Source organism: Pseudomonas fluorescens (genome assembly GCF_030344995.1).
In the GTDB taxonomy this organism is placed as follows: Bacteria; Pseudomonadota; Gammaproteobacteria; order Pseudomonadales; family Pseudomonadaceae; genus Aquipseudomonas; species Aquipseudomonas fluorescens_BF.
The window spans coordinates 5,738,962-5,754,780 of sequence record NZ_CP128260.1; the positions used below are offsets into that span (position 1 = coordinate 5,738,962).

The window sequence follows — 15,819 nt, forward strand, 5'->3', positions numbered from 1 at the left end:
AATCAGGGTTTCCCTAGGCCGAGCGCGGTCATGTATGCTACGGCGCTTCCTGTAACTCCACTTCCAGCTCGTCCGGCACGCCCCGAACGTCGCATTGAAGAGGATTAGGCCACCCCTATCCAGTACAAAAGTAGCCATGCACGAACAATATCAGCCCCGTGAAATCGAAGCCGCCGCCCAGTCGTTCTGGGACGAGCAAAAGTCCTTTGAAGTCAGTGAACAGCCAGGCAAGGAGACTTACTACTGCCTGTCGATGTTCCCTTACCCCAGCGGCAAGCTACACATGGGGCACGTGCGCAACTACACCATCGGCGACGTGATCTCCCGCTACCAGCGCATGCTCGGCAAGAACGTTCTGCAACCGATGGGTTGGGACGCCTTCGGCATGCCGGCGGAAAACGCCGCGATGAAGAACAACGTGGCCCCGGCCAAGTGGACCTACGAAAACATCGCCTACATGAAATCCCAGTTGCGCAGCCTGGGCCTGGCGGTGGACTGGTCGCGCGAAGTCACCACCTGCAAACCGGATTACTACCGCTGGGAACAATGGCTGTTCACTCGCCTGTTCGAAAAAGGCGTGATCTACCGCAAGAACGGCACCGTGAACTGGGACCCGATCGACCAGACCGTTCTGGCCAACGAACAGGTGATCGACGGTCGCGGCTGGCGTTCCGGCGCGCTGATCGAGAAGCGCGAAATCCCGATGTACTACTTCAAGATCACCGCCTACGCGGATGAGCTGCTGGAGAGCCTCGACGAACTGACTGGCTGGCCCGAGCAGGTCAAGACCATGCAGCGCAACTGGATCGGCAAGTCGCGCGGGATGGAAGTGCAGTTCCCGTACAACGTCGATTCGATCGGCGAAAGCGGCACGCTGAAAGTCTTCACCACCCGTCCGGACACCCTGATGGGCGCAACCTATGTTGCCGTGGCCGCCGAGCACCACCTGGCCGCCCTCGCCGCGAAAAACAACCCTGAGCTGCAAGCGTTCATCGCCGAATGCAAGGGCGGCAGCGTCGCCGAAGCCGACGTCGCCACTCAAGAGAAGAAAGGCCTGCCGACCGGCCTGTTCGTCGAGCACCCGCTGACCGGCGAGAAACTGCCGGTGTGGGTCGCCAACTACGTGCTGATGCACTACGGCGATGGCGCGGTCATGGCTGTGCCGGCGCACGACGAGCGCGATTTCGAATTCGCCCACAAGTACAACCTGCCAGTCAAATCCGTGGTGCGCACCAGCTCCGGTGAAACCAACCCGGCGCCATGGCAAGACGCCTACGGCGAGCACGGCACGCTGATCAACTCCGGTGAATTCGACGGTCTGGACTTCGCTGGCGCGTTCGACGCCATGGAAGTCGCCCTGATCAAGAAAAACCTCGGCGCCTCGCGCACCCAGTTCCGCTTGCGCGACTGGGGCATCAGCCGTCAACGCTACTGGGGCTGCCCGATCCCGATCATCCACTGCGATGCCTGCGGTGACGTGCCGGTGCCGGAAGATCAACTGCCGGTCGTACTGCCGGAAGACGTGGTGCCGGACGGCGCCGGTTCGCCACTGGCGCGCATGCCCGAGTTCTACGAGTGCACCTGCCCGAAATGCGGCCAGCCTGCCAAGCGTGAAACCGACACCATGGACACCTTCGTCGAATCGTCCTGGTACTACGCCCGCTACGCCTCGCCGCACTTCGAAGGCGGTCTGGTGGAAAAATCCGCGGCCGACCACTGGTTGCCGGTGGATCAGTACATCGGCGGTATCGAACACGCCATTCTTCACCTGCTCTACGCGCGCTTCTTCCACAAGCTGATGCGCGACGAAGGCCTGGTGAGCTCCAACGAGCCGTTCAAGAACCTGCTGACCCAGGGCATGGTGGTCGCCGAGACTTACTATCGTCGTGAAGCCAACGGTGCCTACACCTGGTTCAACCCGGCGGACGTGGAACTCGAGCGCGACAGCAAAGCCAAGGTCATCAGCGCCAAGCTGATCGCCGACGGCCTGCCGGTGGAAATCGGCGGCACCGAGAAAATGGCCAAGTCGAAGAACAACGGCGTCGACCCACAGTCGATGATCGATCAGTTCGGCGCCGACACCTGCCGTCTGTTCATGATGTTCGCCTCGCCACCTGACATGAGCGCTGAATGGTCCGACTCCGGCGTGGAAGGCTCGCACCGCTTCCTCAAGCGCGTCTGGCGTCTGGCTCAGGCCCACGTCACTCAGGGCCTGCCGGGCAAACTGGACATCGCCGGCCTGAATGACGAGCAGAAAGTCATTCGTCGCGCGATCCACCAGGCGATCAAGCAAGCCAGCCATGACGTCGGCCAGAACCACAAATTCAACACCGCCATCGCTCAGGTGATGACGCTGATGAACGTGCTGGAAAAAGCCGCGCAAGCGACTGAACAGGATCGCGCACTGGTTCAGGAAGGTCTGGAAACCGTGACGCTGCTGCTCGCTCCGATCACGCCGCACATCAGCCATGAACTGTGGAACCGCCTGGGCCACGCCGATCCGGTGATCGACGCCGGCTGGCCGGTACTGGACGAAAGCGCGCTGGTACAGGACAGCCTGACCCTGGTGATCCAGGTCAACGGCAAGCTGCGTGGCCAGATCGAAATGCCGGCCGCCGCCACCCGTGAAGAAGTCGAAGCGGCAGCCCGCGCCAACGAAAACGTGTTGCGTTTCGTTGACGGCCTGACGATTCGCAAAGTGATCGTAGTGCCCGGGAAACTGGTCAATATCGTCGCCAGCTAATTGGATCGGGCGTCAGGTGAGCCTGACGCCCAGTAAAACCTTTCGGGCCACAGAGTCGGCCCACATGGTTTCAAGGGGAGCAACACAATGATCAAACGCAATCTGCTGGTGATGGGCCTCGCCGTCCTGTTGAGCGCCTGCGGTTTCCAGCTGCGTGGTACCGGCACCAACGAACTGTCGATCAAGGAGCTCGATCTGAGCGCCCGCAACGCCTACGGCGAAACCGTGACGCAGCTGCGTCAGGTGCTGGAGGCCAGCGGCGTAAAAGTCGTTTCCGGTGCGCCGTACAAGCTTTATCTGTCGGACGAACAGGAAAACCAGCGCATCCTCAGCTACGCCGGCGCCGGTCGTACTGGCGAATATCAGGTGAGTACCGTGCTGACCTACGATATTCGTGGCGAAAAAGACCTGCTGCTCAAAAGCGACAAGCTTGAAGTGCAGAAAGTGTTCATTCACGACGGCAACAACCTGGTGGGTTCCGACCAGGAAGCCAACGATGCCCGCCGTGAAACCCGCCGCGAGCTGGTACAGCGCATGATGCTGCGTCTGCAACAACTGACGCCGGCACAGCTGGACGCTCTGCAGCAAACCGCCAACGCACGGGCCAAGGCCGAGGCCGACGCCCTCGAAGCGGCGCAGAAGGCTGAAGCGGAAACCCCGCGTCAGTCGCCGCTCGAACTGCCGCAGCAGTAAGACGTTCGGGGCGCTCAGGCGCCCCGTTCGCCCTCTCTTATGAAGCTCGCTCCCGCCCAACTCGGCAAACACCTGCAAGGCGCCCTCGCGCCGGTCTACATCATCAGCGGCGATGACCCGCTGCTGTGCCAGGAGGCTGCCGACGCCATTCGTTCCGCTGCCCGTCAGCAAGGATTCGACGAACGCCAGGTCTTCGCCGCCGACGCCAATTTCGATTGGGGGACGCTGCTGCAGGCCGGCGCCAGCATGTCGCTGTTCGCCGAAAAACGCCTGCTGGAACTGCGCCTGCCTTCCGGCAAGCCCGGTGACAAGGGCGCTGCCGCACTGATCGAATATTGCTCGCGCCCGGCTGAAGACACGGTGCTGTTGATCAGTCTGCCGAAGCTTGATGGCAGCGCACAGAAGACCAAGTGGGGCAAGGCGCTGGTCGAGGGTCAGCAGACCCAGTTTGTGCAGATCTGGCCGGTGGACGCCAACCAGTTGCCGAGCTGGATTCGTCAGCGTCTGTCCCAGGCCGGCCTGTCGGCCAGCCAGGACGCGGTCGAGCTGATTGCCGCGCGGGTCGAAGGCAACCTGCTGGCTGCTGCGCAAGAGATCGAAAAGCTCAAGCTGATGGCCGAGGGCGGGCAGATCACCGTCGAAACCGTGCAGGCGGCCGTGGCCGACAGTGCGCGCTTCGACGTGTTCGGCCTGACCGACGCAGTGCTTAACGGCGAACCGGCTCACGCCCTGCGCATGCTCGAAGGGCTGCGCGGTGAAGGGGTCGAGCCGCCGGTGATCCTCTGGGCCCTGGCCCGGGAATTGCGCCTGCTGGCCAACATCTCGTTGCAATACAGCCAGGGCACACCGCTGGACAAGTGCTTCAGCCAGGCCAAACCGCCCGTCTGGGACAAGCGCAAACCGCTGATGAGCAAGGCCCTGCAACGCTACTCGGCGCAACGCTGGGCGCAGTTGCTGCTAGAGGCCCAGCGCATCGATGCGCAAATCAAGGGTCAGGCGGCCGGTTCGCCGTGGATGAGCCTGAGCCGGTTGGCGCTGCTGATGGCCGGTCAGCGCCTGACGTTGCCTGCCGAATGAAATCCGGGATCGCGCTCTGCGATCCCGTTTTTTATCCAGGCCATTTCCTACAGAACATCCCGCCCTCGGCCCTATAGACAGACGCTCGAGATCGGCAGATTATCTGCCGCGCAAAACCCCACTCAATCAAGAGAATCCTCATGAGCAAAAAGCCATCGAAACATGGCCACAACAAGGCCAAATCCATCGTCGCCCAACCCCTGTTCCGCAGCCGCCAGGAACGCCCCACCAAGGGTAAAGGCAGCTACCGCCGCGAAGCCTTCCAGTCTGACAGCTGGGAGGCTTCTTACTTTCTGGCGGCTTGAAGCGCAGCACCCCTTCCTCATGTTAAGGTCTGCACCTGATTCGTATTCCCTGGACCTGTGCATGCCCCTCAGTCTTTCCCGTCGTTGGCCCTTCCGCCAACTGATCGCTGCCTCCAGCTTCGTACTGCTCGTCGCCTGCGCGGAAAAACCTACCGCCGCTGACGCTCAACCGCTTCAAACAGCCCCCGTTGCCACAGCCCCAGCGGTCATCCCGCCGGTAGTGCCGTCCGGTGACGATCTCGACCTGCAACCGACCCAGACCTTTGCCGAATGGCAGGCAGGTTTTCGCAAGGACGCTCTGGCTGCCGGCATTCGTGCCGATCTTTTTGACCGCGCGTTCGCCAATGTCAGCTTCGATGCCAGCGTGATTCGTGCCGACCGCAGCCAGCCGGAATTCGCCCGGCCGGTCTGGGAGTACCTGGATGGCGCGCTTTCGCCCTTGCGCGTGCGCAAAGGCCAGGCCCTGATCAGCCAGTACGCTGACATCCTGCAAAGCATCGAGCAGCGTTATGGCGTCGATCGTCAGGCATTGGTGTCGGTGTGGGGGATGGAAAGCAACTTCGGCCAGTTCCAGGGCAGCAAGTCGGTGATCAACTCGCTGGCAACCCTTGCTTATGAAGGCCGCCGTCCGGGCTTTGCCCACGCACAGCTGATCGCGGCGCTGCAGATCCTGCAACAGGGCGACATCACGCCGGAAAAAATGCTCGGCTCCTGGGCCGGCGCCATGGGCCAGACCCAGTTCATCCCGACCACCTACAACACCCATGCCGTGGATTTCGACGGTGACGGTCGCCGCGACATCTGGGGCAGCCCGGCTGACGCATTGGCCTCCACCGCGCATTACCTGCAAAGCTCCGGCTGGCAGCGTGGCCAGCCGTGGGGCTTCGAAGTGCAACTGCCAAGCGGTTTCAACTACACCCTGGCCGATGGCGCGATTCGTAAAAGCGTCGCCGAATGGCGGCAGTTGGGCGTGATCCTGCCGAACGGCGGCCAGGTTCCGGCCGGCTCCGAGCAACTGTCGGCTGCCCTGCTGCTGCCGGCCGGCTATCGTGGCCCGGCGTTCCTGATCCTCGATAACTTCCGGGCGATCCTCAAGTACAACAACTCGTCGTCCTACGCACTGGCCGTCAGCCTGTTGTCCGAGCGCTTCAACGGCGCCGGCCTGATCAATGGCACCTGGCCAAAAGATGACCTGCCGTTGAGCCGCACCGAGCGAATCGAACTGCAAAACCTGCTGACCGCGCGCAACTACGACGCCGGTGCGGCAGACGGAATCATCGGTGCCAATACGCGCAAGGCGATCCGCAGTGCGCAGCAGTCATTCGGCTGGCCGGCGGACGGTTATCCGACACACAAGCTGCTGGAAAGCCTGCGTAACCAGTAAAAACAAAAAGACCGCTGCCTCTTCAGGCGGCGGTCTTTTTTTGTGGCTCGCTCAGCGAATCACCACATCCTGCTCCAGCATCAATTCCTTCCTCCCCGCATCCAGTCGAACCAGCGCCCCCAGCGGCAATGTCAGGTTCGGATCGCAGTGCCCGCTACGCCAGCCGGACAGCACCGGAATCCGCAGTGGTTCAAAGGTCTGTTTGAGCAGGCGGTTCAAGGCTTCGACGTCCACGCCCGCCACGTCCCCGACAAGCACGCCGCGCAATCTGGCCAACTTGCCCGCCAGACGCATCTGGGTCAGCAAGCGGTCGATCCGGTACAGCGGCTCGTTGATGTCCTCGATGAGCAGAATCACCCCTTCGACGTCGATTTCGTAAGGCGTGCCCAACGTCGCGGCGATCATCGCCAGATTGCCACCCTGCAGACGCCCGTGGGCAATGCCGGGCTCCACGGTGGTCAATGGATAAGCCGCCGGATGACTCAGCACGCTTCCGGCCTTCAACTGACCACGCAGCATCGCGAAGAACGACGTCACCGTCGGCGGTTCCTTGTCCCCCAGCAGATCGGCATTCAACAACGGCCCATGAAAGGTCACGAACCCGGCGTAGCGACTGATGGCCAGATGCAGCGCGGTGATGTCGCTGTAACCGACGAAGGGCTTGGCATGGCGGCTCAGCAGATCGTAGTCGATCCGGTCCAGCAACCTTGGTGTGCCGTAGCCACCGCGCAGGCAAATGATTGCATCGACCTCTTCATCCGCGAACGCCGCGTGCAGATCGTTAAGCCGCACCTCGTCGCTGCCGGCCAGATAACCGTCCTTCTTGTAGACGCCGGGGAACACTCGCAAACCGTAACCCCGGGCGCGCATCCACTGAACGGCCTTTTCGGTATCCAGCGTGCCGGGACCGGCTGGCGCAATCACGCCTATCAGCCCTTCCGACGGCAGTGCGGGCACAGGTTTGTGCGGAAAAAGGGTGTGGGTCGGTCGAACGGTCATCCATGGATCTCCCTGTGTGAAGTCATGCTCACACAGTAGTCAGGAACGGCGACAAACAGAAGAGGCCCGGTCGCGCCGCAGATTGCAGGAAAAGCCAGTAACGGGTGTAGGCCGGGCAAAAAAATGCCCGCCGGGCGATAAACCCCGGCGGGCATTTTCCCGTTCAGCGCTGAATCAGGAACCGAGCAGCTCGGCCTTGACCAGTTTCGCCTGTTCGTCGGCGTGGTACGAAGAACGTACTAACGGGCCGGACGCGACGTTTTTGAAGCCCATCTTGTAACCTTCCTCGGCGAACCAGGCGAAGGTGTCAGGGTGCACAAAACGCTGCACCGGCAAGTGGCTGCGGGACGGTTGCAGGTACTGGCCCAGGGTCAGCATGTCGATGTCGTGTTCGCGCATGCGCTTCATGACTTCGATGACTTCGTCGTCGGTCTCGCCCAGACCCAGCATCAGGCCGGATTTGGTCGGGATGTGCGGCATCATCTGCTTGAAGCGTTGCAGCAGGGTCAGCGACCACTGGTAGTCCGAACCCGGACGCGCAGCCTTGTACAGGCGCGGTACGGTTTCCAGGTTGTGGTTGAACACATCCGGCGGCTCGGCGGCGGTGATTTCCAGGGCGATGTCCATGCGGCCACGGTAGTCCGGGACCAGGGTCTCGAGCTGCACGTTCGGCGACAGTTTGCGGATTTCGCGGATGCAGTCGGCAAAGTGCTGGGCACCGCCGTCACGCAGGTCGTCGCGGTCAACCGAGGTGATCACCACGTACTTGAGTTTCAGATCGGCGATGGCGATGGCCAGGCTTTCCGGCTCGTTGACGTCCAGTGGCTTCGGACGACCGTGACCAACGTCGCAGAACGGGCAGCGACGGGTGCAGATGTCACCCATGATCATGAAGGTCGCGGTGCCGCCGGAGAAGCACTCGCCCAGGTTCGGGCAGGACGCCTCTTCGCAGACGCTGTGCAGCTTGTGCTTGCGCAGCAGGCTCTTGATGCGGTCGACTTCCGGCGAAACCGGGATGCGCACGCGGATCCAGTCGGGTTTCTTCGGCAGTTCGGTGGTCGGAATGATCTTCACCGGGATGCGTGCAACCTTCTCGGCGCCGCGCAGCTTGACGCCGGCTTCAACCTTGGGACGCGGGGCCGGGCGCTCGGTCACGTCGAGCGTCGGGATCATGGTTTGCACTGCATCAGTAGTCATATCAGTCGATTCCGCCCGTCAGGGTCGTCTGCTCAGCATAGTCGAGGTGTTTGACGAGCTGCGCGCGCAGCCGGGCACTTACCTCGGCAAATTCAATCGATCCTGCGTGCTCGCTCAGCTGGGTCATCGCCAGCCCGGCATAGCCGCAGGGATTAATCCGTCGAAACGGCTCCAGGTTCATGTCCACGTTCAGGGCCAGGCCGTGAAAGGAACAACCGTGGCGAATCCGCAAACCCAGAGAAGCGATCTTCGCTCCGTCAACGTAGACGCCGGGAGCATCCGGCTTGGCCACGGCGGTCACGCCGTAGCTGGCCAGCAGTTCGATCAGGCAGCGCTCCATGCGGCTGACCAGATCGCGCACGCCGAAACCGAGTCGGCGCACATCCAGCAGCAGGTACGCCACCAGTTGGCCGGGGCCATGGTAGGTCACCTGACCGCCGCGGTCGACCTGCACCACCGGAATATCCCCCGGCAGCAACAGGTGCTCGGCCTTGCCGGCCTGGCCCTGGGTGAAAACCGGCGGGTGTTCGACCAGCCAGATTTCGTCCGGGGCCGTGGTGCCACGCTCGTTGGTAAAACGTTGCATGGCCTGCCAGACCGGCTCGTAAGCCACCTGGCCAAGCTCGCGAAAGCCCAGCGTGCCCGGCATCACAGCACCATGTGCACGAAACCGGTAGCCCGCAGTTCGCTGTTGATGTTGTACAGCTGATCCTGGTCGGTCGCGACGATGTGCAACTGGATGGTGGTGTACTTGCCGTTGCTGCTTTGACGTTCGTCGACACGCTCATCGTTGATCTTGGCGTGTTTCTTGACGATGTCGATGATCTTGTCTTTGTTGCCGACGCCCGTATCGCTGATCACCTTAACCGGATAATCAACCTGGGGAAATTCGATCTTTGGCGCCTTTACTTCGGTATCGGTCATGGCGTAACGGCCTCGTAAGCGTAAGCCCGGTAACGAACAAGGCCCCGCTCCGGACAGGAACGGGGCCATGCAGGTCAACTCAAATCAGTTGAACAAGCCGTAGAAGAATAGACGGATGCTATCCCACATGCGGCGGAAGATACCACCCTCCTCGACAGCGTCCAGGGCGATCAGGTCGGCGCTGTGCACCACCTTGTCGTCCAGTTTCACTTCGACTTTACCGATCACGTCGCCCTTGGCGATTGGCGCGGTCAGTTGCGGGTTCATGGTCATGCTGGCAGCGAGCTTCTTCAGCTGGCCTTTCGGCAGGGTCATGGTCAGGTCTTCAGCCAGGCCGGCCTTGACTTGGCTGGTAGTGCCTTTCCACACCGGGGCCTGAGCCAGTTCGGTGCCCTTCTGATAGAAGGTCTGGGTTTCGAAGAAACGGAAACCGTAGGTCAGCAGCTTCTGGGTCTCGGCTGCGCGGGCCACTTCGCTGTTGGTGCCGAACACCACGGCGATCAGGCGCATGCCGTCACGTACGGCCGAGGACACCATGCAGTAGCCGGCTTCGTCGGTGTGGCCGGTTTTCAGACCGTCTACGGTCTTGTCGCGCCACAGCAGCAGGTTGCGGTTAGGCTGCTTGATGCCGTTCCAGAAGAACTCTTTCTGCGAGTAGATCGCGTAGTGAGCCGGGTCTTCGTGGATGATCGCGCGCGCCAGGATCGCCATGTCGTGAGCCGACGAGTAGTGCTCAGGGTTCGGCAGACCGGTCGGGTTCATGAAGTGGGTATTGGTCATGCCCAGATCGGCGACGGTCTTGTTCATCAGGTCGGCGAAGGCGTCTTCGCTGCCGGCGATGTGTTCAGCCACCGCGACGCTGGCGTCGTTGCCGGACTGGATGATGATGCCGTGCAGCAGGTCGCTGACAGTGACTTGCGAGCCGACCTTGATGAACATCCGCGAACCGCCGGTGCGCCAGGCGTTTTCGCTGACGGTCACCGGGTCGTTTTCACCGATCTGGCCACGACGGATTTCCAGCGTGGCGATGTACGCGGTCATCAACTTGGTCAGGCTGGCCGGCGGCAGGCGCTGGTCACCGTTGTTCTCCACCAGCACGTTGCCGCTGTTGGCATCCATGAGCACGTAGGATTTGGCGGCCAGTTGTGGTGGCGACGGCATCATCTCGGCCGCGAACGCGGCAGGCGAGAGGAGCAGCGGGACTAGCAGACACAGGCGTTTGGCAAAGGTGGTGATGTTCATCCGTCTCTCGAAATCGCTAATGGAAACTGCCCTTGCGGGCAAAATTAATCAGATGGCTTTCTAACGGGCCATCGCGTGTTCAGTTGCTCACTCCAGTCACCCTTGCCGGGCTTTTGTTCTTCGACGAGCCAACAACCTGGTTCACCCCCCAATCGCTGGTGAACCGTCAATCAAGTCCTACGTTTACTCGGTGACCACACTTGGCGAACCCAGGTTGGCCAGGCGCACGCTGTTCTGTACCTGGGCAATTTCACCCGGCGAACCGATCGGTCCCAGGCGAACCCGGTGCAGGGTCTGCTGATTGCGCACGATCGAGCTGATGAACACCGGAGCGCTCACCATCCCGCTGAGCTTCGACCTCAGGAGTTCTGCAGCGTCCGGGTTGGCGAACGCGCCCACCTGCAGATACTGGCCAGACGCTGGTGCAGAAGCGTTTTTTTTTGCATCGAGCTGAACCGGCACGACGGCCGCGGCGTGCTGCTGCGGCGGCGGAGTCCATTGCTCGACGGTGCCGGCCGAGGCCGTGATCACCGGGGCGCTATTCTGCGCGACTTGCGGCTCGTTGAGCATCAAGGGCGCCGGACGGCCCTTCGCGGCCCACCATTGTTGCGGGTCGATGCCTTCGACCTTGACCCGCGCGGTGCCGATTTCGGCATAACCGAGCTTCTTGGCGGCGGCGTAGGACAGGTCGATGATCCGGTCCGAGTAGAACGGCCCGCGGTCATTGACCCGCAGGATCACGCTCTTGTTGTTGTCCAGGTTGGTCACCCGAACGTAACTCGGCAGCGGTAATGTCTTGTGGGCGGCACTCATGCCGTACAGGTCGTAGACCTCGCCGTTGGCGGTGTTCTGACCGTGGAACTTGGTGCCGTACCAGGACGCGGTGCCGGAGGCCACGTAAGTCTTGGATTCCTGCAACGGGAAGTAGGTCTTGCCCAGCACCGTATACGGGTTGGCCTTGTACGGGCCGGTGTGCAGGGTCGGCGTGGCGTCCGGGATGCGCGATACGTCGACGTCCCACCACGGTGCGCCATCCTTGTGGGCCCGGTTGATGTCCAGGCCAGGCTGCGAACGCACGGCGGTGGTCGGCTTCTGGCTCGGCGAACGGCTGGTCGAACAACTGGCGACCAGCACCGCCAACGCAGCGAAAGCCACCAGCTTCAGGGGTTTATTGATAGGCAATGCCCGCATTACTTGACGCCCCGTGCTTGTACCAGCTGTTCAGACAGTTGATGTACGGCCATGGCGTACATCACGCTGCGGTTATAACGCGTGATCGCGTAGAAATTCTTCAGGCCCATCCAGTATTCCGGGCCATTGTCGCCTTCCAGGCGGAATGCGGTGACCGGCATGTCATCGCGCAGCGCATCATGACTCGACCAGCCCAACGCTCGCAACTCCCCGACGGTTTTCGTCGGTTCGATGCCAGTGGTCAGGCCCTCATCCACCTGCTCGCCGCGTACATCCGCGCGACTGACCACCGGCTCGCCGGCGACCCAGCCGTGACGCTTGAAATAGCTGGCGACGCTGCCGATCGCATCATCCGGGTTGTTCCAGATATTGATGTGGCCGTCGCCGTCAAAATCCACCGCATAGGCGCGGAAGCTGCTCGGCATGAACTGCGGCAAACCCATCGCCCCGGCGTAGGAACCCTTGAGGGTCAGCGGGTCGACCTGCTCTTCGCGCGCCAGCAGCAGGAACTCACGCAGCTCCTTGCGGAAAAATTCGGCACGGGGAGGATAGTCGAAACCCAGCGTGGACAAGGCATCGATCACCCGGTAATTGCCGGTATTACGTCCGAAAAAGGTCTCAACGCCGATGATCGACACGATCACCTGGGCCGGAACGCCGTATTCCTGCTCGGCGCGGGCCAGAGTGGCCTCGTGCTGGCGCCAGAAGTCCACACCACGGGCGATGCGCGCGTCGGTGATGAACATCGGCCGGTATTCTTTCCACTGCTTGACCCGTTCGGCGGGTTTGGAGATGGCGTCGAGAATCGCCTGCTTGCGCTGGGCCTCGCGGAACACAGCCATCAGCTGTTCGCCGGCGAAACCGTAGTCGCGGGTCATTTCACCGACGAATTCGGCCACCTGGGGCGAGCCTTCGTAATCGCCGGCCAACGCTTCCTGCGCGCTGCCAAGGATGCCTACCAGGCCGAGCCACGGTGCGTATCGTGTCGCCCAGTCACGCATTACTTGCATTGAACTCTTCACCTTATTCAAACCTGCGCGATCCACTTGCGATGGGTATGGATCGACATCAAAACCCCAAACGCTGACAGCAGCGTCACCAGCGAAGTTCCGCCGTAGCTAATGAACGGCAACGGCACCCCTACCACCGGCAACAGGCCACTGACCATACCGATGTTGACGAAAACGTAAACAAAAAACGTCATGGTCAGAGCGCCGGCCAGCAATTTGCCGAACAGCGTCTGGGCCTGGGCGGTAATCACCAGGCCACGACCGATCAGCAACAGATAGATCAGCAACAGTGCGCAGATGCCCACCAGGCCGAACTCTTCGCCGAGTACCGCAATGATGAAGTCGGTGTGGCTTTCCGGCAGGAAGTCCAGGTGCGACTGGGTACCCAGCAGCCAGCCCTTGCCGAATACGCCGCCGGAACCGATCGCGGCTTTCGACTGAATGATGTTCCAGCCGGTGCCCAACGGATCGCTTTCCGGGTCGAGGAACGTCAGGATCCGCTGCTTCTGGTAGTCGTGCATGATGAAGAACCACATCGCAACCGACACCGGAATCGCCGCCGCCAGTACGCTGAGAATCCAGCGCCAGCGAAGCCCGCCCATGAACAGAACGAAGGCGCCACCGGCCAGAATCAGCAGCGAAGTGCCGAGATCCGGCTGACGCACGATCAGGGCGAACGGCACACCGATCAGCAGCAGACTGATGCCGACATGCTTGAGTTGCGGCGGCAACGTGCGTTTGGACAGATACCAGGCGATGGTCGCCGGCATCAGGATCTTCATGAATTCCGAGGGCTGGAAGCGGATCACTCCGGGGATGTTGATCCAGCGGGTCGCGCCCATGGCGTTGTGGCCCATGATGTCCACCACCATCAAAAGCACCACCCCGATCACGTAGCCGAGCGGCACCCAACGCGCCATGAACCTTGGCTCGAACTGGGCGATGACGATCATCGACACCAGACCGATGCCGAATGACGTGGCCTGTTTGGCCAGCAGATCCCAGCTCTTGCCGCTGGCCGAATACAGCACGAACAGGCTGCCGGCCGCCAGGATCAACAACAGCACCAGCAACGGGCCGTCGATATGCAAACGTTGCAACAGCGTCGCCCGGCGACGCATCACATCCTCGCTGGAGAGCATGCGATCGAAATTATTCATCACGGGCCGTAGCCTCCGCACTGATAGGGCTGGCGTATTCGGCCTTCAACCGTCCGTCCTGATCCAGCAGCCAGGCATCCATGACCTGCCGCACCACCGGTGCCGCGACGCCGGAACCGGACTCACCGTTCTCGACCATCACCGACACCACGATTTTCGGGTCATCCGCCGGCGCGAAACCGACGAACAGGGCGTGGTCGCGGTGGCGCTCCTGAACCTTGGAGCGGTCGTACTTCTCGCCCTGCTTGATCGCCACGACCTGGGCCGTACCCGACTTGCCGGCGATCCGGTATTGCGCGCCGATCGAGGCCTTGCGCGCGGTGCCTCGGGCACCGTGCATTACCTGCTGCATGCCGTGGTTGACCTTGTTCCAGTCGGACGGGTCGCGCAGGATGATGTCCGGCATCGGATTTTCATCCTTCGGCTTCTCGCCTTCGATGGTCTTGGCCAGGTGCGGGCGGTTCCATACACCCTTGTTGGCCACCAGCGCCGTGGCCTGGGCCAGTTGCAGCGGGGTCGATTGCATGTAGCCCTGGCCGATCCCGAGAATCAGGGTTTCGCCGGGGAACCACGCCTGACGCCGGGTCGCGCGTTTCCACTCGCGAGATGGCATCAGGCCGGGGGACTCTTCGAACATGTCCAGCGAGACCCTCTGGCCGATGCCGAACTTGTTCATGTAGGCCGACAACCGGTCGATGCCCAGCTTATGCGCCAGGTCATAGAAGTAGGTGTCGTTGGACCGCATGATCGCCGTATCGAGGTCGACGAAGCCGTCCCCGGTGCGGTTCCAGTTGCGGTATTTGTGATCGTAGTTGGGCAGCATGTAGTAGCCGGGGTCGAACACCCGGCTCGACGCCGTCACCACGCCCGCATCGAGACCGGCAATCGCCACCGCCGGTTTGATCGTCGAACCCGGCGGGTACAGACCGCGCAGCACGCGGTTGAACAGCGGCCGATCGATCGAATCACGCAACTCGGCGTAGGCCTTGAAGCTGATGCCGGTGACGAACAGGTTCGGGTCGAAACTCGGCTGGCTGACCATCGCCAGCACTTCGCCGGTTTTCGGATCGAGCGCCACCACCGCGCCACGCCGACCGCCCAGCGCAGCCTCGGCGGCTTCCTGCAATTTGATGTCGAGGCTCAGGACAATGTCCTTGCCCGGCACCGGATCGGTACGCTTGAGCACGCGCAGGACGCGGCCACGGGCGTTGGTCTCGACCTCTTCATAACCCACCTGACCGTGCAGCTCGGCCTCATAGAAGCGCTCGATGCCGGTCTTGCCGATGTGGTGGGTGCCGCTGTAGTTGACCGGATCGAGGGTCTTCAGCTCTTTCTCGTTGATCCGCCCCATGTAACCCACCGAGTGCGCGAAATGCGCGCCCTGCGGGTAATGACGGACCAGTTGCGCGACCACCTCGACGCCCGGCAGACGGAACTGGTTCACCGCGATCCGGGCGATCTGCTCTTCGGTCAGCTCGAACAGGATCGGCACCGGCTCGAACGGCCGGCGGCCCTGGCGCATGCGTTTCTCGAAGATCACCCGGTCTTCCGGCGTCAGCTCCAGCACCTCGACGATCACGTCGAGCACCTGTTGCCAGTCGCCGGAGCGCTCGCGGGTCATGCTCAGGCTGAAGCTCGGACGGTTGTCCGCCACCACCACGCCGTTGCGGTCGAAAATCAGGCCACGGGTCGGCGGAATCGGCTGGACATGCACCCGATTGTTTTCCGACAGGGTCGAGTGATATTCGTACTGAATCACCTGCAGGTAATACAGGCGCGCGATCAGCACGCAGATCAGCGCCACCACCGCAATTGCGCCGAACACGACGCGACCACGCACCAGACGGGCGTCTTTTTCGTGGTCCTTGATGCGGATCGGCTGAGACATGAGGGC

General features: G+C 62.0%; 14 protein-coding genes. 5 read left to right on the forward strand and 9 right to left on the reverse strand.

Annotation, left to right across the window (positions count from 1 at the left end; genetic code table 11):
- Window positions 1-136: 136 nt before the first annotated feature.
- From leuS to QR290_RS25820, 5 genes are all read left to right on the forward strand, one after another.
- Complete coding sequence (leuS, locus tag QR290_RS25800; RefSeq protein WP_115079319.1) at window positions 137-2,743, forward strand: leucine--tRNA ligase; 2,607 nt, start codon at window positions 137-139, stop codon at window positions 2,741-2,743.
- Between the two features lie 87 nt (window positions 2,744-2,830).
- Entirely contained in the window at window positions 2,831-3,436 is a 606-nt protein-coding gene (gene lptE / locus QR290_RS25805) for an LPS assembly lipoprotein LptE (RefSeq protein ID WP_289203876.1), read from the forward strand.
- A gap of 39 nt (window positions 3,437-3,475) precedes the next feature.
- A complete protein-coding gene (holA, locus tag QR290_RS25810) occupies window positions 3,476-4,513 on the forward strand; it encodes a DNA polymerase III subunit delta (protein WP_007958673.1) in 1,038 nt (345 codons plus the stop codon).
- Window positions 4,514-4,653: 140 nt separating this feature from the next.
- A complete protein-coding gene (gene arfA, locus QR290_RS25815) occupies window positions 4,654-4,818 on the forward strand; it encodes an alternative ribosome rescue factor ArfA (protein WP_007958672.1) in 165 nt (54 codons plus the stop codon).
- A gap of 61 nt (window positions 4,819-4,879) precedes the next feature.
- Window positions 4,880-6,202 carry a lytic murein transglycosylase gene (locus QR290_RS25820; protein ID WP_115079320.1) on the forward strand — a complete coding sequence of 441 codons (1,323 nt, stop codon included), beginning with the start codon at window positions 4,880-4,882 and terminating at the stop codon, window positions 6,200-6,202.
- 51 nt (window positions 6,203-6,253) lie between these two features.
- Here QR290_RS25820 and QR290_RS25825 read toward each other — a convergent pair whose 3' ends face one another.
- The 9 genes from QR290_RS25825 to mrdA all read right to left on the reverse strand — a co-directional run bounded on the left by QR290_RS25825 (window position 6,254) and on the right by mrdA (window position 15,813).
- Entirely contained in the window at window positions 6,254-7,201 is a 948-nt protein-coding gene (locus tag QR290_RS25825; RefSeq protein ID WP_115079321.1) for a S66 peptidase family protein, read from the reverse strand.
- 174 nt (window positions 7,202-7,375) lie between these two features.
- Window positions 7,376-8,374, reverse strand: a complete 999-nt coding sequence (gene lipA, locus QR290_RS25830) for a lipoyl synthase (RefSeq protein ID WP_162130488.1) — start codon at window positions 8,372-8,374, stop codon at window positions 7,376-7,378.
- Window positions 8,375-8,399: 25 nt separating this feature from the next.
- Complete coding sequence (gene lipB / locus QR290_RS25835; RefSeq protein WP_289203877.1) at window positions 8,400-9,047, reverse strand: lipoyl(octanoyl) transferase LipB; 648 nt, start codon at window positions 9,045-9,047, stop codon at window positions 8,400-8,402.
- Complete coding sequence (locus QR290_RS25840) at window positions 9,047-9,322, reverse strand: DUF493 domain-containing protein (RefSeq protein ID WP_007958664.1); 276 nt, start codon at window positions 9,320-9,322, stop codon at window positions 9,047-9,049. Before QR290_RS25840 ends, lipB begins: the two co-directional genes overlap by 1 nt.
- An 84-nt stretch (window positions 9,323-9,406) precedes the next feature.
- Entirely contained in the window at window positions 9,407-10,564 is a 1,158-nt protein-coding gene (locus QR290_RS25845; protein ID WP_115079323.1) for a D-alanyl-D-alanine carboxypeptidase family protein, read from the reverse strand.
- Between the two features lie 183 nt (window positions 10,565-10,747).
- Window positions 10,748-11,755 carry a septal ring lytic transglycosylase RlpA family protein gene (locus QR290_RS25850; RefSeq protein WP_011336096.1) on the reverse strand — a complete coding sequence of 336 codons (1,008 nt, stop codon included), beginning with the start codon at window positions 11,753-11,755 and terminating at the stop codon, window positions 10,748-10,750.
- A complete protein-coding gene (gene mltB, locus QR290_RS25855) occupies window positions 11,755-12,765 on the reverse strand; it encodes a lytic murein transglycosylase B (RefSeq protein ID WP_007958658.1) in 1,011 nt (336 codons plus the stop codon). The genes QR290_RS25850 and mltB overlap by 1 nt, the downstream gene beginning before the upstream one ends.
- Before the next feature lie 17 nt (window positions 12,766-12,782).
- Window positions 12,783-13,886 carry a rod shape-determining protein RodA gene (gene rodA, locus QR290_RS25860; protein WP_050761190.1) on the reverse strand — a complete coding sequence of 368 codons (1,104 nt, stop codon included), beginning with the start codon at window positions 13,884-13,886 and terminating at the stop codon, window positions 12,783-12,785.
- A 31-nt stretch (window positions 13,887-13,917) separates the two neighbouring features.
- Window positions 13,918-15,813, reverse strand: coding sequence for a penicillin-binding protein 2 (gene mrdA / locus QR290_RS25865; RefSeq protein WP_289203878.1), 1,896 nt, complete (start codon window positions 15,811-15,813; stop codon window positions 13,918-13,920).
- Window positions 15,814-15,819: the final 6 nt, after the last annotated feature.